General features: G+C 30.9%; 18 protein-coding genes. 15 read left to right on the forward strand and 3 right to left on the reverse strand.

Annotated elements, in window-relative coordinates:
- Positions 1 to 21: 21 nt before the first annotated feature.
- The gene (locus AB9K26_RS14435) at positions 22 to 1,221 is read left to right on the forward strand and encodes a tyrosine-type recombinase/integrase (RefSeq protein ID WP_369973276.1); all 1,200 of its coding nucleotides are present in this window, start codon (positions 22 to 24) and stop codon (positions 1,219 to 1,221) included.
- A gap of 4 nt (positions 1,222 to 1,225) precedes the next feature.
- On the opposite strand, the gene AB9K26_RS14440 is transcribed toward AB9K26_RS14435, so the two are convergent.
- Positions 1,226 to 2,005, reverse strand: coding sequence for an XRE family transcriptional regulator (locus AB9K26_RS14440; RefSeq protein ID WP_369973277.1), 780 nt, complete (start codon positions 2,003 to 2,005; stop codon positions 1,226 to 1,228).
- A 52-nt stretch (positions 2,006 to 2,057) separates the two neighbouring features.
- On the opposite strand from AB9K26_RS14440, the gene dinB reads away from it, so the two are divergent.
- From dinB to AB9K26_RS14455, 3 genes are read left to right on the forward strand one after another with little or no spacing between them, the layout of a single operon-like run.
- Positions 2,058 to 3,272, forward strand: coding sequence for a DNA polymerase IV (dinB, locus tag AB9K26_RS14445; protein WP_369973278.1), 1,215 nt, complete (start codon positions 2,058 to 2,060; stop codon positions 3,270 to 3,272).
- A complete protein-coding gene (locus tag AB9K26_RS14450) occupies positions 3,272 to 6,226 on the forward strand; it encodes a DNA polymerase III subunit alpha (protein WP_369973279.1) in 2,955 nt (984 codons plus the stop codon). The genes dinB and AB9K26_RS14450 overlap by 1 nt, the downstream gene beginning before the upstream one ends.
- Before the next feature lie 21 nt (positions 6,227 to 6,247).
- A complete protein-coding gene (locus AB9K26_RS14455) occupies positions 6,248 to 6,979 on the forward strand; it encodes an SOS response-associated peptidase (RefSeq protein ID WP_369973280.1) in 732 nt (243 codons plus the stop codon).
- A 45-nt stretch (positions 6,980 to 7,024) separates the two neighbouring features.
- Here AB9K26_RS14455 and AB9K26_RS14460 read toward each other — a convergent pair whose 3' ends face one another.
- Complete coding sequence (locus AB9K26_RS14460; RefSeq protein WP_369973281.1) at positions 7,025 to 7,264, reverse strand: helix-turn-helix domain-containing protein; 240 nt, start codon at positions 7,262 to 7,264, stop codon at positions 7,025 to 7,027.
- A 105-nt stretch (positions 7,265 to 7,369) separates the two neighbouring features.
- On the opposite strand from AB9K26_RS14460, the gene AB9K26_RS14465 reads away from it, so the two are divergent.
- From AB9K26_RS14465 to AB9K26_RS14500, 8 genes are all read left to right on the forward strand, one after another.
- The gene (locus tag AB9K26_RS14465; RefSeq protein ID WP_369973282.1) at positions 7,370 to 7,813 is read left to right on the forward strand and encodes a hypothetical protein; all 444 of its coding nucleotides are present in this window, start codon (positions 7,370 to 7,372) and stop codon (positions 7,811 to 7,813) included.
- A gap of 278 nt (positions 7,814 to 8,091) precedes the next feature.
- A complete protein-coding gene (locus tag AB9K26_RS14470; protein ID WP_369973283.1) occupies positions 8,092 to 8,439 on the forward strand; it encodes a hypothetical protein in 348 nt (115 codons plus the stop codon).
- A 104-nt stretch (positions 8,440 to 8,543) separates the two neighbouring features.
- Positions 8,544 to 9,434, forward strand: coding sequence for an AAA family ATPase (locus tag AB9K26_RS14475; RefSeq protein ID WP_369973284.1), 891 nt, complete (start codon positions 8,544 to 8,546; stop codon positions 9,432 to 9,434).
- Positions 9,418 to 10,398, forward strand: a complete 981-nt coding sequence (locus tag AB9K26_RS14480) for a DUF3871 family protein (protein ID WP_369973285.1) — start codon at positions 9,418 to 9,420, stop codon at positions 10,396 to 10,398. Before AB9K26_RS14475 ends, AB9K26_RS14480 begins: the two co-directional genes overlap by 17 nt.
- A gap of 70 nt (positions 10,399 to 10,468) precedes the next feature.
- Positions 10,469 to 10,720: a hypothetical protein gene (locus AB9K26_RS14485; protein WP_369973286.1), complete on the forward strand. Its 252-nt coding sequence runs from the start codon at positions 10,469 to 10,471 to the stop codon at positions 10,718 to 10,720.
- 377 nt (positions 10,721 to 11,097) lie between these two features.
- On the forward strand, positions 11,098 to 12,111 hold the full coding sequence (locus AB9K26_RS14490; RefSeq protein ID WP_369973287.1) for an AAA family ATPase: 1,014 nt from the start codon (positions 11,098 to 11,100) through the stop codon (positions 12,109 to 12,111).
- 1 nt (position 12,112) lies between these two features.
- Positions 12,113 to 12,784 (forward strand): GIY-YIG nuclease family protein, encoded by a 672-nt coding sequence (locus AB9K26_RS14495; protein ID WP_369973288.1) that lies wholly within the window; start codon positions 12,113 to 12,115, stop codon positions 12,782 to 12,784.
- 70 nt (positions 12,785 to 12,854) lie between these two features.
- The gene (locus tag AB9K26_RS14500) at positions 12,855 to 13,301 is read left to right on the forward strand and encodes a JAB domain-containing protein (protein ID WP_369973289.1); all 447 of its coding nucleotides are present in this window, start codon (positions 12,855 to 12,857) and stop codon (positions 13,299 to 13,301) included.
- 109 nt (positions 13,302 to 13,410) lie between these two features.
- Here AB9K26_RS14500 and AB9K26_RS14505 read toward each other — a convergent pair whose 3' ends face one another.
- A complete protein-coding gene (locus tag AB9K26_RS14505; RefSeq protein ID WP_369973290.1) occupies positions 13,411 to 14,121 on the reverse strand; it encodes a hypothetical protein in 711 nt (236 codons plus the stop codon).
- A gap of 160 nt (positions 14,122 to 14,281) precedes the next feature.
- Between AB9K26_RS14505 and AB9K26_RS14510 the strand changes: the two genes are divergently transcribed.
- The 3 genes from AB9K26_RS14510 to AB9K26_RS14520 are packed head-to-tail and all read left to right on the forward strand — an operon-like array spanning position 14,282 to position 16,797.
- Positions 14,282 to 14,854, forward strand: a complete 573-nt coding sequence (locus AB9K26_RS14510; protein WP_369973291.1) for a 7-cyano-7-deazaguanine synthase — start codon at positions 14,282 to 14,284, stop codon at positions 14,852 to 14,854.
- A complete protein-coding gene (locus AB9K26_RS14515) occupies positions 14,832 to 15,863 on the forward strand; it encodes a hypothetical protein (RefSeq protein ID WP_369973292.1) in 1,032 nt (343 codons plus the stop codon). Before AB9K26_RS14510 ends, AB9K26_RS14515 begins: the two co-directional genes overlap by 23 nt.
- Position 15,864: 1 nt before the next feature.
- Positions 15,865 to 16,797: a CBASS oligonucleotide cyclase gene (locus tag AB9K26_RS14520; RefSeq protein ID WP_369973293.1), complete on the forward strand. Its 933-nt coding sequence runs from the start codon at positions 15,865 to 15,867 to the stop codon at positions 16,795 to 16,797.
- Positions 16,798 to 16,800 lie beyond the last annotated feature (3 nt).

Below are 16,800 nucleotides of genomic sequence, written 5' to 3' on the forward strand. Positions count from 1 at the left end.
AACTATTAAAATCATTTTATTATGAAAATAAATATACTGTTCCTGTTGTATAAATCTAAAACTAATTCTAAAGGCAATTGTCCGATTAGATGTAGGATTACATACAAAAGAAAACGTAAAGAATTCTCAACGGGACAATTTATATATCCTGAGAATTGGTTAAGTAAGCAACAGCGGATAAAACCTGATGAACCTGATGCTGAATTAAAGGAAAACCAATTAAGCCTGATTAAGACAAAACTTAGTCAGGCTTTTTTGTTTTTACAGGTTAAGGGAACAGATTTTACCATTGATGAAATCTACAGTCATTTTAAAGGAGAAACCAACAAAAAAGACTTTGGTGTATTGGAGGTCTATAACCTTCATAGTGAAAGGTTAAAGAAATTAATTGGAATAGATATTCAAGAGGTTACATATTCAAAATATATTGAATCTGGGAGACACTTAAAGTCATTTATCATATATAAATTTAGATCTAATGACATCAAAATAAAGGCTCTTAAGAGCAGTTTCTTAGAGCATTATGAGTATTTCCTTAAGACAGAAAAGAAGTTGCAGCAAAGTACATTAAATAAGGCAATTCAGAGGTTTAGAAGGACAATTAAATACGCTGTTTCAGAAGATTATCTTGATAAAGACCCTTTTTTACTTTATAAAGCCAAAAGGGTAAAGAAAGATATAGTTTTCCTAACATTTGAACAATTGGAGAAATTAGAAAATACTGATTTTGATGTGAAGAGAGTACAGCGAATTAAAGATATGTTTGTTTTTTGCTGTTATACGGGATTGGGATTTAAGGAGATGTATAACTTAAGAAAATCAGATATAAGAAAGGAATTTGATTCTAATCTCTGGTTAAATATTCATAGAAAAAAAACTAGTAGGTCTTACAAAGTTCCATTACTCCCAAAGGCAAAAGAAATAATGGCTAAATATGATGAGATTGACAGTGACTTTGTATTTCCAAGGATATCAAATGCGAACTTTAATGCATATTTAAAGGAGATTGCAGATTTGGCTGGAATTGAAATCAAATTAACACATCATGTTGCTAGAAGAACTTTTGCCAGTACTGTATTGTTGTACAATAATGTACCAATAGAAATTGTTAGTAAATTACTGGGTCATTCAAAAATACAAACTACTCAGGATAGTTATGGTAAGATAGTAGAGAAGAGGATAAGTGATGAAATGTTTAGACTTAATAAGAAGTTAAATTAATAACTCAATTTATTTTAGCTTTGTTTTTGAATTCTTCTAGTTCAACACCTAATTGATTAAACATATTTGCAATACTACTTATTTTCAATTCGTCTTCAGTATACTCTTGGGTATTAATGTTGCAAGTAAATTCCCAGATCTCTAGTATCTCTTCTATTTGTACGCTATAATCTTGGTAAAACTTATTGTCAGATTGTAGTAATAGAGAGTTATCTACTTTAATGTTATTAACTACCCTCTTATATACTATACCATCATTTAAAGTAATAATGACATAGGTCTTACCTGATTTAATTTCATTAATATCCTCTAAAAAACGTCCAACAATAAATGACCCGTCTTTAACAGGAAGCATTGAGTCACCTTCAATTGGAAAAGCTCTGTGTTTTCCTGTTGGTAAGAAGGGTAATTTTATTTTTTGTAATTGTTCAATATATTCAGGATCATCATAACCAGTTGTATATCCTGCTTTAGCAGTTGATGGAACGATTTCAATCAAATCATCATTATCATTGTCTACTAATATGGGAAACAATACCCTTTGATTTCCCAATTCTATAAATGAAGCGTCATTGCCTTTAGTTAGGTCATTTTTCAGTAAAATATCAATTGGTATTTTGAAGTAATCTGATAACTTTATCAGCATTTCACCTGGTGGAGATGATCTGTTTTCTTCATATGAACTTATCCTAGATCGAGGAACACCTAATTCATCAGCCAGAACTTCTTGAGATAGTCCCTTTAACTTTCGGAGATGTTTGATATTATTTGAGATTCTATTCATAATGCTACAAATATAAGCAATAATTGCTATAATAAGTAGCTAAATTTGTAGTATGGAAAATCAAATATTACATCTTGATTTGGACACTTTTTTCGTGTCATGTGAAAGATTGATTGATAGTCGTTTAAAAAACAGACCACTATTGGTTGGTGGAACAGGCGATAGGGGTGTTGTTGCTGCCTGTAGCTATGAAACAAGAAGGTTTGGTGTACACTCTGGGATGTCAATGAAAGTGGCTCGTAGATTATGTCCTGAAGCAATTGTCATTAGGGGTAATTCAGGTATTTACTCTAAATACTCCCATTTGGTTACTGATATAATAAAAGAAAGCGTTCCTATTTTTGAAAAATCAAGTGTAGATGAATTCTATGCTGATTTGAGCGGTATGGATAAATTTTATGGTTGCTATAAGTATGCATCTGAACTTAGACAAAAAATTATAAAAAATACAGGGTTGCCTATATCTTTTGGACTTTCAGTTAATAAAGTGGTTTCTAAAATAGCAACTGGAGAGGCAAAACCTAATAATCAACTTAAGATAGATTATGGTTTTGAAAAACCATTTTTGGCTCCCTTATCAATTAGAAAGATTCCTTCTGTAGGTGAAAAGACCTATCAAACCTTAAGAAACTTGGGGGTAGATAAGGTAAGTGTTGTTCAGAAAATGCCATTGGAGATGATGGTTAGTGTCCTAGGGGCTAATGGAAGGACTATTTGGAAACGAGCAAATGGTATAGATAACCCTCCATTGATACCATTTCATGAAAGAAAATCTATTTCAACCGAGCGGACATTTGAAAAGGACACTATAGACATGAAAAAATTGAGGACGACGATTTTTGCTATGGCTGAAAACCTAGCATTTCAATTAAGGAATGGAAATAAATTGGCTAGCACAATAAGTGTCAAGATTAGGTATTCTGATTTTAACACATACAGCAAGCAGGTTAAAATTCCATATACAAGTGCTGATCATATTATAATACCTAAGGCTTTAGAATTATTTGAAAAGTTACACAATAGAAGATTGTTGGTTAGGCTAGTAGGAGTTAAAATTAATGACATCGTATGTGGCCACTACCAAATCAATCTATTTGATGATACAGAAGAGATGTTAAACCTCTATGATGCTATGGACAAAATAAGAGGGAGATATGGAGAGTTGAGCATTATGAGAGCTTCTTCTATGGGGGCAAAAACAATTGGTCGTTTTAGCAACCCTTTCAATGGAGAGCCACCAATACTATTAGCACATAGAAAGCAATAATGTATTTGAATTGTCATACATATTATTCTTTAAGATATGGTACTTTTTCTGAAATTGATTTATTGGAATTAGCTAAGAAGAAAAATATAGATTCTTTATTCCTAACGGATATAAACAATACTTCAGCGTGTTTAAACTTTATTAGAAAATCAAAGGATTTTAATATCAGGCCCTTAATAGGCATTGATTTTAGAAATCATGGAAAACAAAATTTTGTTGGACTTGCCAAGAACAATAATGGATTTTTAGAATTGAATCAGTTTCTTTCATATCATTCTGAAAACAACTTAATGATACCTGATTTAGCTCCAGAGTTTATGGATTGTTTTGTTATATATCCTTTTGAGAAAGTATTGGAACTAGAAATATCAAATTTTAAGACAAAAGAATACATAGGTATATCTGTTGAAGAAATTAGAAAACTTAGGTTTTCAAGATTGAAATCTCTAAAAGATAAATTGGTAATTCTACAGACAGTTACCATAAGAAATAAGAAAGACTTCAATGCGCATAGGCTACTTAGAGCTATAGATAATAATACTTTGCTAAGTAAGCTCGATAAGGAACAAGAGTGCAAAGAAACTGAAATAATGTATTCAAAGAGTGAGTTGTTAGAGCACTTTAAGGACTTCCCAAATATTATTGAGAACACAGAAAATATTTTAAACACATCGGATATTAAATTTGATTTTGGCAATGACAGGATATCCCAAAATTTAAAAATCTATACAAGTTCCGAGGATGAAGATTATCAGCTTTTAAAACAACTGTGTTATTCAAATATTAAACGAAGATATAATCAGCCATCTCAAAATGTGCTTAATAGATTAGAAAAGGAGTTGAATACCATAAGAGAACTGAATTTTGTATCATTTTTTTTGATTAATCATGATATAGTTACCTATGCCAAGAGTAAAGGATTTTTTCATGTAGGCAGAGGTAGTGGAGCAAATAGTATTGTTGCATATATTATTGGTATTACAGATGTTGATCCTATTGAATTGGATTTATATTTTGAAAGATTCATTAATCCATTTAGAGCTTCCCCTCCAGATTTTGACATAGATTTTTCATGGAGAGATAGAGATGATGTTACCGCATATATTTTTAGAAGATTCAAGAACACAGCCTTATTGGCTACTTACAATACATTTAAATATAGAGCGGTTGTCAGAGAATTGGGTAAGGTGTTTGGATTGCCTAAAGAGGACATAGATAAGTTAAGTTCAGGTAACTATAATTTTAATAGCTTAGATGAAATTTCAAGATTGGTTCTTAAATACGGAAAGCTTATTGAGGGATTTCCAAATCATTTAAGTGTTCACTCAGCAGGAATTCTAATCTTAGAAAAACCAGTTCATTATTTTTCCGCTACTGATTTGCCACCTAAAGGATTTCCAACTGTTCAATTTGATATGATCATAGCTGAAGATGTAGGTGTTTTTAAGTTTGATATACTTGGTCAACGTGGTTTAGCAAAAATAAAAGACTCGATAGAGATAATAAGGAACAATCAACCTAATGCACCTAAAATAGATATAAATGATGTTGAAAGCTTCAAGACTGACCCTAATATCAATAACTTATTAAGGAAGGGTGGGGCAGTAGGTGCCTATTATGTAGAATCACCTGCAATGAGAGGATTAATGATTCAGCTACAGACTCAGGATTATTTAGGTCTTGTAGCCGCTAGTTCCATTATTAGACCTGGAGTATCAGGTTCAGGGATGAAGGATGAGTTTATTAAGAGGCATAGAAGTCCAGAGCATAGAAAGGATGCACATCCTGAATTAATGAGGATAATGCCAGAAACTTATGGTGTTATGGTATATCAAGAAGACGTACTTAAAGTTGCAAATCAATTTGCTGATTTGAGTTTAGGTGAAGCTGATGTATTACGAAGGGGAATGAGCGGTAAATTCCGTTCTAGAAGTGAATTTAAAGCTGTAGAAAAAAAGTTTATTGATAATTGCAAAAAGAAAGGCTTTGATGACAAATTGATTTTTGAGGTCTGGGATCAAATAAAGAGTTTTGCAGGTTATGCTTTCGCCAAAGGACATTCTGCATCATATGCTGTTGAGAGTTACCAAAGTTTATTTCTTAAATGTTATTATCCTCTGGAATTTATGACTGCTGTTTTAAATAATGGGGGTGGTTTCTATAGTGCTGAACATTATTTACATGAAGCTAAAAAGCAAGGGGCTAAGATATGTTTGCCATGCATTAACACAAGTGATCATCCTAACATAATAATTGGAAAGTGTATTTATTTAGGACTTGGTAATTTAAGGAATTTGGAAGCTTATACAATACAAAGACTCTTAAGTGAAAGGCAACTGAATGGAGATTTTAATTCATTGGATGATTTTATAGATAGGGTTTTCATCAGTATTGAACAACTAACTATTTTAATCAGAATAGATGCATTTAGATTTACCAAAATCAGTAAAACAGAGTTGTTGTGGAAGGCTATTTTTAAGTTGAATGCTAATGGCATTAAATCAAATCAATCGAAATTATTTAAAGTCAGCCATAAAGATTACAAATTGCCAAAGATGAATTCTTCAGAAATTGAAAATGCCTATGATGAATTGGAGTTGCTTGGATTTCCAATGAGTGGATATTTCGAAATGGTATCTGAAGATTTGAAAGGTGGAATTCTTGCAAAAGATATGGGAAAGTACGTTGACAAAAATGTAATTATATATGGTAGTCTTGTCACTACTAGATATAATAAAACCTATCAAGGTAAACTAATGAGGTTAAGCACTTTTATTGATATTGAAGGCGACTATTTTGATGCGGTACATTTTCCAGATATAGTAGATAAGTATCCAATTCATGGTCTAGGAATTTATGCTTGTTATGGAAAAATTACTGATAGATTTGATTTTTATAGTATGAATGTGCTGAAAAGTAGAAAAGTTAGTTTGGTTTCTGATCCAAGAATCTAATATTTTTTCTAAATTAGAGGTATGTGTTATTCAACATCTTTAAGAAAACCAATCAAGAAAATTGAGGAGAAACTTTATGAACCATTTAAGGCAGAGTTTGAGGTTTCAGATGAATACAAACCATATTTTCATTTAAATGGATTTTCTTATGGTAACCTGCAAATTATCCGAATGGAAAATTCTTCCACTATTGTTCCTGCTAGTTGGGGATTAATACCACATTGGGCAATGAATGATCCTTCTGGGTTTAGAAAAAAAAGTAATACATTAAATGCTAGGTCAGAGTCTATTTTTGAAAAAGCTTCATTCAGAGATAGCGCCAATGACAAAAGATGTCTCATCTTGGCTGATGGGTTTTATGAGCCACACCATGAAAATGGAATATCCATACCATATTTTTGTTATCAACCTACAAAGGATGAACCTAAAGGAGAATTATTTCTTTTTGCAGGTTTATATACCGAGATAGATGATGGCTTGTATACAGCTACCATATTAACTACTGAAGCCAATGATTTTTTTGCAGAAGTTCACAATAAGAAAAAGCGTATGCCTTTGGTCTTGGATGAAAACGTTTATGAGGATTGGTTTGATGAAGGATTAAGTGACCAAGCAATTAACGAGTTAATGGCTACAGGCTTTAGTAATTTGGAATTTAAAGCACATCCTGTAAGCAGGGATCTTTACAAAAGGGGAGTAGATACAAATAAGCCTTATATTATTGAAGAAGTGCAAAAGGATACTTTATTCTAGGTCTATGTTAAACACTAACATTTGAATTATTAACTATATTCATTGTTATTTGGTTTTTGAGATATTAATAGCAAAAAACTCTTGTACTTCTACACCTACAGCGTCAGCTATCTTTTTTAATGTTAGAGTAGTCGCATTTTGCCTTCCATTTTCAATAGCAGATAAGTTGGACTTCTCCATTTTAATTTCAGCGCAAACATCAAGTTGGCTAAAGCCTTGCTTTCTTCTTAAATAAGCAATTCTCTTCCCTAGCTTTTGAAGATATTTTTTTTCTGAAACTGTCATTTTCGACAATTTCTATATAATAACAATCGTTGAGGTTATGATATATCATAACAATTTCATGTATATTTATTATCAAAAGATCAACTCACATCTAAACTTTATAGAATGAATGATTATTTAATTGAAATCGAATTCAGAAACTTTAATAATGACCCTATAAGCTTTACGAATAGATTAATTAATGTTGTGATTCAAAATGGTCAAGAATTGCCTCTAGAAGATGAAAATATTGACATTTTTATTTTGAACTTAGAAGAGGTAGTATCAATATTTAATTTACACCTCCCAAAGAGGATAGAGGTGGATGAAGGAAAGTTTAATTTGATCTTAGAGAATTTTAATGGTGATATCCCATTGTTTATTTCAATGCTCTATTTAATTGATATTAATAATGATAAAATTCCGTTCTCGGTTATTAATTTTAATGTTTTGTATAAAATGGTTCAGAAAACCTATAATGAATTTATTGAGGAGGATTACAGGAGTAATTATCATCTAGTAACTGAGCAATTTTTCATAGCTTCCATTCTCGATGAATTAAGGGAATGATACATTAGATTCTAATAATATTTCGAATAGTTTTAGAATGGATAATAGCAACATTTATTTATGACCAATAAAAAATTGCAAAAGCATAAGCAGAGAATAAATTATACTAGAGTTTAAACTCATTGATTTGCAATGGAGTAAAAAAATTTTTTTGGAAAATTTTTTTTGGTCATTTTAATTGTAGTGAACACGAAATAACCTAACAATCAACCCCCCACTCTTTTTTAAGATTGCGGGATACCCCCGTGCTTTATATTAATCTTTAAAATTTTAAAACTATGGTTCAAATCGTAGATTACAAAACCTATCAAAAAGAAGATGGGTCAGAATTCCATGCCTTGATTGTTCAAGGTGGGATAGAAGCTGTAAAAAGTAAGGAAACAGGTCGCACTTACTTAACTGCTAGAAAAGCAAATGTGCCCTGTACTTTTGATGAGTCAACCTGCGAATCCTTAAAAGGAACTCAAATGCCTGGAAGTATCAAAAAAGTAGAAGTGGAAACATATGATTATGTTGTGCCAGAGACAGGTGAAATGATAACTCTTAATCATCGCTATGAATATTTTAGTGAGGAGGAATCAATTGTAAGTGATAATGTAATTTCAAAAGAGCTTGTTGAAGCTTAGTCTTTACAAAATCAAGAAAGTAGAGCCCTATTATTGGGGCTCTTTTTTTTACTCGCTAATTACAATATATAACTATTTAAATTATAACTAATAACATTAATAATATGAAATTAAAACGAGCCAAAAGAAGCCAGGTAAAGTTAAGACTTGGGCTTTCTGGAGCATCAGGATTTGGTAAAACTTATTCAGCACTTTTGTTGGCCTCTGGTATAACAAATGATTGGAGTAAAATAGCCATTATTGATACCGAAAATGGAAGCGCAGATTTATATGCACACTTGGGAGAGTTCAATGTTTTATTATTGAATGAGCCATATAGTCCAGAACGATATATTGAAGCTATTAAGATTTGTGAAAATGCTTCTATAGAGGTAATCATTCTAGACAGTATTACACATGAATGGCAGGGTAAAGGAGGCTGTCTGGCTATACACAATAGTCTCGGTGGTAGATTCCAAGATTGGGCAAAAGTAACTCCAAGACATCAAGCTTTTATAGATGCTATTTTACAATCTAAATCTCATATCATCACTACGGTAAGAAGTAAAATTGACTATTCATTAGATACTACTTCAAACGGACGTGCAAAAGTTATCAAACATGGTACAAAAGAAATTACCAGAGAGGGTTTTGAGTATGAATTAACCACCAATTTTGAACTCATTAATGATAAGCACCTAGCAAAAGCTAGTAAAGATAGAACAGGGCTTTTTATGGACAAGCCTGAATTTGTTATCAATGCTTCAACAGGTAAAAAGCTTATAGAGTGGTGTAATCTCGGTGTTTCATTGGATAAAGTCCAAGCAGAGATACAAGCCTGTACTACTGTAGAGGGTTTAAAGCATATATATGCAAAATATAAAAGTCTTCAAGTAGAAATTCACCCTCTAGTATTAAAACAGAAAAAACAACTTGATGCACTTAATAATCAAGTCATTGATAAAGAACGAATTGTAGAACTTAAACAAAAAGATAATAATGGAACTAATAGCTAATCCTAAACCGGAACAAATGATACAAGATGTATTTACAATAACGCATAATTCTTCAAGTAATTTTATTGAAGCAAATACACAAGTAGTGAGTCTTGAGCATTTAAAGAAAGACTGCATAATACCAGTATTCTCAAAGGATAATGAATCTACAATTAGTCACTTTCAGTTCATTAATGAAACAAGACAGATTGCTAAAGAATTATTTCCAGAACTTACAATTAATCAGCCAAATATCAGAGTGAGTCATATAGTCAAAGGAAGAGTGCCTTCAGCCATTGGGAAACCAGCTAAAGAGTTAAAAGAACATGAAAAGACCATTTATTATGAAAGATGTGCTTTTTTAATTGATATTCCAGAAGCTAAACAAGTTGTTAATAACAATGAACTTAATTTAAGTATAGGAGGTGTAAGAGCTTATAACCAAGAGAACCTATACAGTAAAAAATCATTGGAAAAGTTCAAAATTTTTATTGGTTTCAAAAATAGAGTATGTACTAATTTATGTATTAGTACAGATGGGTTTTCCAATGAAATTAGGATAGCAAGTATTTCAGAACTACATAATAAGATTAGAGAACTTTTTGCAAATTATGATAGAGACAAACATCTAGGAACTATGGAAAATATGTCTAAATACCAATTGACGGAAAAGCAGTTTGCTCACTTCATTGGTAAGGTAAGAATGTTCCAACATTTAGATAGGCTGGAACAAAAAACTTTGTTTCCTATTACACTAAATGATAGTCAGATAAGTAACGTGGTAAAAGACTATTATGGTTGTTCAAATTTTGGTAGACAAAAAGGAGGTACAATTAATCTATGGAATTTATACAACCTTTTCACCGAAGCAAATAAGAGCAGTTATATAGATTCTAATTTAGAGCGTAATGTCAATGCATACGAACTAGTACAAGAATTGGGTATTTCGTTACAAAATAGTACGCCAAATTGGTACTTGCCATAATTATTATATAGCTAAAAAGTGATTTTACTTCGAAAATCAAGATTGTAATTACTAAAAACTCAATTGTAAAATGAATAAAAAAGAGTTGGCTGAATTACTTAAATACAGCAATCCTAAAGAGCTATATATAATTACATGGAACAGATTACTCAAACTACTGTTATGTCCTTTTAAAGTGCTAGTAAAGCAAGATGTAGGGGATCTTAAAAAGGACCAAGTTGTTTGGGTAGATGAAGTAAAAGTAACAATTGAATTGAAAACAGTTTTTATTATTTCATCAAAAGCATACTATTATTTTCATTTTGAAATTCTGAATGAGTAAATTATAGTCTATTAGAAACATGCACTATATGCACTATGTGCACAGAGAAGATCTTATATTTAGTTCTTATAATAATCTTTATTATAAAATAAGGGTTAAAAAATTTGGAAAATTCAATTTTTTTTTGTACCTTCGCGTTAGAATTATTTACATAATTATTCTATTTGCGAAAGTTAAAATTTTCGTTTAGTAAAATGGCTAGCAAGTTTGAGTTGTTAACAAGAAAAAAATAGATAACCGAAGACAAAAAAGAAACTAAAAATAAAAATATAAACTTAAAAAGGCTATAACATTGTTTATAGCCTTTTGTGTTCTATTGCGAACCATACGTATAATAATCACTTAGAACACAAGGTGATATAAATTTATTTAAGATTTTGAATCAAGACGTATTAAATTTTAAGCAACGCAGAGAAGCGTTTGCAAAAAGACCAAAAAAGTCGTTCTTATGGAGCGGAATTAGAGAAAAAACTTTTGGTTTAGTGTTTGGTCCTGCGAAAAGTGGGAAAACTATTTTTTGTGAGAATATGGCTATGAAAATTGCTATAGGTGCTCCTGAGTATTTTGGATACCCCTTGTCTGGTGTTCCAAGAAAAGTACTCATAATTGGCATGGAAGAATTTTGGGAAGATAGTACCGAAAGAAATATTAAGCAGTACGATGCTTTAAATGAGGATCAGAAGAAATTAGCAGATCAGAACTTATTTTTTCAGCCAATAGATTTCGAAAATATGATTGTTACTGATAAGAATTGGTCTAATTTAGAAAAGATAGTTATCCGTTCTAAAGCCAATGTTGTTTTTATTGATAGTATAACTAGGATGTGTCCAGGTAAAATGGAACAAAGTGATACTGCACATACAGTGGTAAAAAAATTGAGAGATATCTGTCAATCATTAGGCATAACATTGATATGTATTCACCATACACCAAAAATGAATGGAAGTGCTATTACTGTTGATAAAATAAAAGGTAGTGCTGTTTTCCAACAGGAAGTTGATTTTGCTATTGGAATTAATAGAACATCCAAAAACCACCGATATCAAAAGAATGTGATTTTTAGATATGCTTCTGATAATGATGACTTTGTTAAGGAATTTTACATCGATGATAACATTTGGTTGCAATATCAAGGTAATGCTAATGAAGAAGAGATTATTAATAGAAGTGATAGAAGAAGACAAGATGATAAAAGATATGAAATAGTTAATTTTTTTAACTCCAATTCCTCCGTCAGTTTTAAGACCTCAGAGTTAATTGACCATTTTAAAACCGATTTATCTATTTCCGTTAGACAGATAAAAACGTATTTAACAGAATTAACTGAAACTGAGAAAATCAAGTCTACTAAACATGGCTATTATTCTTCAATCTATTATGAAAACAAATAATATGGATATTAGTGTTAATAAAGAATTGAATTTTCTTGTGTATAAAGCGGTTAATTCACAAAATGGAGATACCTATATTGGAACTACGAGTAGAAGTGTGGAAGAAAGAATTAAAGACCATTTACAAAAATCAGATTGTACTACTAAAAATAAGTTTCATAATGCTATAAGTACTTATGGGTTAGAGTTATTTGTGTGGGAAATTATTGATACGGCAAATTCAATTGATGAACTTGCTAGAAAGGAGAAACAATATATTTTCAGGTACAACAGCATGATAGAAGGCTATAATTCTGATTCTGGAGGCGGATTTAAAAAAACAGTATATCAATACAGTTTAGAAGATGGAAAGTTGATTGCTGACTATGATAATTTAGAAAGTGCAGGTAGTGCAGTTAGTGCAAGTAAGAAACAGATTTCGAGAGCTTGCTTAAGTGTAAATAATTCCTTTGGAGGATATTATTGGAGTTACAAACTTCAAGATACCTTCACTCCAAAAAAAGATAAACGTTTAAAAGAAGTTAGTCAATACGACTTAGGCGGAACTTTAATAAGAGTATTTAGGTCCGTTTGTATTGCTTCCAAGGAAACTGGGGTAAACAAGTCTAGTATCGCTAAAGTTTGTAGAGGAGAGAGAAATACTGCTGGAGGCTATATATGGCAGTTCAACTAAATCTAGTAAATAATCTAAAAAAGGGTAATCATATAATTGGTTGCCCTTTTTTATTTCAAAAATTTCAAAAATGAAAAATATTATATCAGAAATAGAACTTAAGTATTGCCCAGGGAAAATCTATTCAGGCAACAAAAAAATAACAAATAGTCAAATAGCATTCGATTTTTTATTGAATAATTGGGAAAATGACACGATAGAGCTTTTTGAAGAATTCAAAGTGCTATTACTAAATAGAGCTAATGAAGTTTTGGGAATATATACATTGTCAAGAGGTGGAATTGCAGGAACTGTGGTTGATATAAAACTATTATTTGCTGTAATACTCAAATCAGCATCTTCGTCAGTAATTCTTGTTCACAATCATCCAAGTGGAAATTTAAAACCAAGTAAAGCTGATAACGACTTATACAATAAAATTAAAGTAGCGGCTGAGTATTTAGATGTTTCTGTTTTAGATAATATGATTATATCAAAAAATGGATATTTGAGTTTTGCCGATGAAAAGTTGTTATAAAAGGCTAAAAAAAGGTGTCCCAAATGATGTTGAAAATCATAAAATAGCGTGATTGCTGATTTACACATTGACTATTGCGGTCTAGTTAAGACCGTAAAAAATGTTTAAATTATAATATCCACGTAGAGGTGTCTGAAATCCTAATATTTGAATCCTTGGAATAACCTTTTTTTCTTATTTGTTGAGCATCTAACCAAATATAGCTTGATGATTCTTGACTCATTATTTTTCTTAATTCTGAAATTTGTTTTTTACTTAAGTCTATTTCGTAAATCTCAGCCTTTAAGATTTCATGACATTGAAAATGATCACTAAATTTTATTTTGCTTTCAATTTCATTTACGAGTGTATATTTAAGATTTTTAAAATTCTTTTTTGGTAATATTCCTGTTTCTAGAAGTTCTTCTTTAAATTCTCTTTCAGGATTGACTTCGCGGTCAGATTTTGAATTATACCATTTCAAAAACTTTAATACATTCGGAGCAGGAACTAAAACTCTCAGATCATCAACACTAATACTATCTATGGGCATATACTCATCATCCAAAATTTTTAGTTTTTTAAAAATAGCATTAGAGCTTTTGAACCGTTTAAATACGCCACCTACAGGCTGGAATTGATCTTTGACTCTATGCCCTTTCACCAATAAATATTTGTCATCAACTTTAATTTTATACAAATATGATATTGAAAATCTAATAAAGGATTTTCTATACTTAGTATTGCAAAGAATAGCCAGCCAAATTCTATTATATATTATAGTTAAATGGTCAATTATTACAAAAAGTGCAGTAGAAAAAACTCCAATTATGAAGGACAAAAAATTATCGTTGGTTACGAAAAAAATTAATGTGCCAGATATGAGGAATATTATTAAGTATACAAAAAAACGAGTCATTTATATGTTAAATTCAATTTCAAATGCTAATTTAGTGGAAATGTTATAGTTAGTAAAGTAAACAGGCCAAGAAATAACTAAATTGAAAGAAAAATCCAAAGTCTTGATACTGCTTAGTGGTGGATTAGACTCTACAGCATTAATTGACTATTATATAAGAAGAAACTTTTCTGTTTTTGCATTATTTATTAATTATGGTCAAATAGCTTACGAATATGAATTGAAAGCAGTTAAAGAAATCTCAAGCTTTTACAACATTGAAGCCCAATTTTTAAACACTGGTTTTAAAAATTACTTCCAATCTGGAGAAATTGTTGGAAGAAATTTGCTATTATTAAGTTTAGCTTTCACATACTATGCCAAAGCATTTGGTATAATTGCTTTGGGAATTCACAGTGGGACTGATTATATTGATTGTACCCAAGATTTTGTAAAAAATGTACAAGAAAGTTTTGATATGTATACAAACGGTCAGACTCAAATTGATGTTCCATTTGTAAATCTAAATAAAGGAGAAATTTGGAAATATTGCTTAGATAATAAAGTTCCAATAGAAATGACTTATAGCTGTGAAAAGGGTGTAATTCATGGATGTGGGGTTTGTTTATCGTGTAAGGATAAAAAGTCACTATATGAATTTAGCAAGAACTACTAAACTTCCGCATAAGCTTGGGAATTCTTTAAACACACCTCTTCTGGTGCCTTCATTTTCTAGTAAAGGATTACAATTTATTCAATCTAATGAACGATTAGGCTTTAGTGCAGATAACAAAGATAAAGTCTCAGTGGCTAGTGAAATTATTGCTAGTACTAGTGAAATAATTACTGATACTGCTTTAGTTAGTGCTTTTGATATTTCTCAGGGATTTATACCTTCAGCATCTAATTTGCCAATTGGTAATATTGAATTAATGTTTGTAGATAGCGGAGGATATGAAACATCAAATTATTATGATTTAAGTGAATTGTTTGAAGGGCCACCTTACAAGCATGAATGGTCAAGAGAAAAACATTTTGAAGTTTTAAAAAAATGGCCTGAGCAAATGCCATCAGTGTTTGTTTCTTACGATACGAATGATGATTTTAAAGTACAATTGGAAGAAGCCCTTAAATTATGTTCAAAGTTTCCAAATCAATTATCTACTTTTTTAATTAAGCCTGAAAAGCCGAACAACAAAATGATTCCTTTAAAGGATATATTATTAAATATCGAAGAACTAAAACATTTTGATATAATTGGTGTTACAGAAAAAGAACTAGGACACTCAACTATAAAAAGGATGGAAAATATAGCTGCAATTAGAAAGTATTTGGATAAAGCGGGGATTAATGCACCAATTCATGTTTTTGGTAGTTTAGACCCAATCACTACTTGTTTATATTTCTTTGCAGGTGCAGAAATATTTGATGGTTTAACCTGGTCAAGAATGTCATATTTGAACGGTTTCGCAATTTATAAAGCAAATTATGGGACTCATGAAATTGGGATTCAAGAAAGTGATGACAACATAAAAGTTAAGACATTATGGGATAATTTATACTATTTAAAAAGGTTACAGGAAGAGATGGAGGAATTCGCTAAAACAAATGATTTCACTGTTTTTAAATACCACAGTGAGTTTTTCAAAAAATCTTTTAAGACACTAATATCTAAAATCAATTAATATGGGAGGAAGTAGCGGAGGTTTTTTTCGAAGTGGTGAAAAAGATCCATTTGAATATGGAAAAAAGTTAAGAGAAAGTGAACAACGTAGCTTAGATAAAGAGTTCGAAGCGTCTGTTGGTAAGGTTATAAATGATTTGTTAGAGAGGTATAACAGAAGGGATGTTGAAGCTACATCGAAGCACTTAGACTTAATAAAAACTAAACTTGACAAAGAGCTAGATAGTTCTGTTAACCTAATTTTTAATGGTTCAGTTGCTAAACACACTTATGTGGATGGTTTTAGTGATGTAGACGCGTTAATCGTCATTGATAAGAAAAGCTTTGAAGGTAAATCACCAAAAGAGGTGAGGGAAGAGATTGGTGATTTAATAAAAGAAAGGCTTCCAAAAACACAAGTTAAAGTAGGAAGTCAAGCAATAACTATTCTTTTCAATGATCAAAAAATACAGGTATTACCAGCCACGAAGTATTACAACGGTTATAGAATATCAGACGAATCAGGAAATAATTGGTCGCATATAAAGCCAAAAGAATTTGCCAATAAGCTCACTAAAGTCAATAGTGAAATGGCAGGGAAGTTGGTTCCAACAATTAAACTTGCAAAGTCAATTATTGGTCAGAATGAAAGCAGTAAAATAAATGGGTTTCATACCGAGTCATTAGCAATTGATATTTTTAAGGACTATAATGGGAATAAAAATGTTAAAGCGATGATTAAACATTTTTTTAGTATGGCAAGCAATAAAGTTTTAGATCCAATTAAAGATAGCAAAGGTAATTCAATAAGTGTTGACAACTATCTAGGCTCTTCTAATAGCTTAGAAAGAAAAATTATTTCAAACTCTTTTGATAGAATATATAGAAGAATGAATAATGCTGATGGGTCACAAAACATCGAATATTGGAAAAAAATTCTAGGTTCTAAAAGTTAATAA

Source organism: Psychroserpens sp. XS_ASV72, from assembly GCF_041224425.1.
Taxonomy (GTDB): domain Bacteria; phylum Bacteroidota; class Bacteroidia; order Flavobacteriales; family Flavobacteriaceae; genus Psychroserpens.

What these genes read in the sequence shown, in the direction of transcription:
- dinB (WP_369973278.1), top strand. Translation starts at nt 2,058, where the DNA reads ATGGAAAATCAAATATTACATCTTGATTTGGACACTTTTTTCGTGTCA.
- AB9K26_RS14460 (WP_369973281.1), bottom strand. Translation starts at nt 7,264, where the DNA reads ATGACAGTTTCAGAAAAAAAATATCTTCAAAAGCTAGGGAAGAGAATT.
- AB9K26_RS14520 (WP_369973293.1), top strand. Translation starts at nt 15,865, where the DNA reads ATGGGAGGAAGTAGCGGAGGTTTTTTTCGAAGTGGTGAAAAAGATCCA.
- AB9K26_RS14500 (WP_369973289.1), top strand. Translation starts at nt 12,855, where the DNA reads ATGAAAAATATTATATCAGAAATAGAACTTAAGTATTGCCCAGGGAAA.
- AB9K26_RS14455 (WP_369973280.1), top strand. Translation starts at nt 6,248, where the DNA reads ATGTGTTATTCAACATCTTTAAGAAAACCAATCAAGAAAATTGAGGAG.
- AB9K26_RS14485 (WP_369973286.1), top strand. Translation starts at nt 10,469, where the DNA reads ATGAATAAAAAAGAGTTGGCTGAATTACTTAAATACAGCAATCCTAAA.
- AB9K26_RS14470 (WP_369973283.1), top strand. Translation starts at nt 8,092, where the DNA reads ATGGTTCAAATCGTAGATTACAAAACCTATCAAAAAGAAGATGGGTCA.
- AB9K26_RS14440 (WP_369973277.1), bottom strand. Translation starts at nt 2,005, where the DNA reads ATGAATAGAATCTCAAATAATATCAAACATCTCCGAAAGTTAAAGGGA.
- AB9K26_RS14475 (WP_369973284.1), top strand. Translation starts at nt 8,544, where the DNA reads ATGAAATTAAAACGAGCCAAAAGAAGCCAGGTAAAGTTAAGACTTGGG.
- AB9K26_RS14450 (WP_369973279.1), top strand. Translation starts at nt 3,272, where the DNA reads ATGTATTTGAATTGTCATACATATTATTCTTTAAGATATGGTACTTTT.
- AB9K26_RS14465 (WP_369973282.1), top strand. Translation starts at nt 7,370, where the DNA reads ATGAATGATTATTTAATTGAAATCGAATTCAGAAACTTTAATAATGAC.
- AB9K26_RS14480 (WP_369973285.1), top strand. Translation starts at nt 9,418, where the DNA reads ATGGAACTAATAGCTAATCCTAAACCGGAACAAATGATACAAGATGTA.
- AB9K26_RS14515 (WP_369973292.1), top strand. Translation starts at nt 14,832, where the DNA reads ATGAATTTAGCAAGAACTACTAAACTTCCGCATAAGCTTGGGAATTCT.
- AB9K26_RS14435 (WP_369973276.1), top strand. Translation starts at nt 22, where the DNA reads ATGAAAATAAATATACTGTTCCTGTTGTATAAATCTAAAACTAATTCT.
- AB9K26_RS14495 (WP_369973288.1), top strand. Translation starts at nt 12,113, where the DNA reads ATGGATATTAGTGTTAATAAAGAATTGAATTTTCTTGTGTATAAAGCG.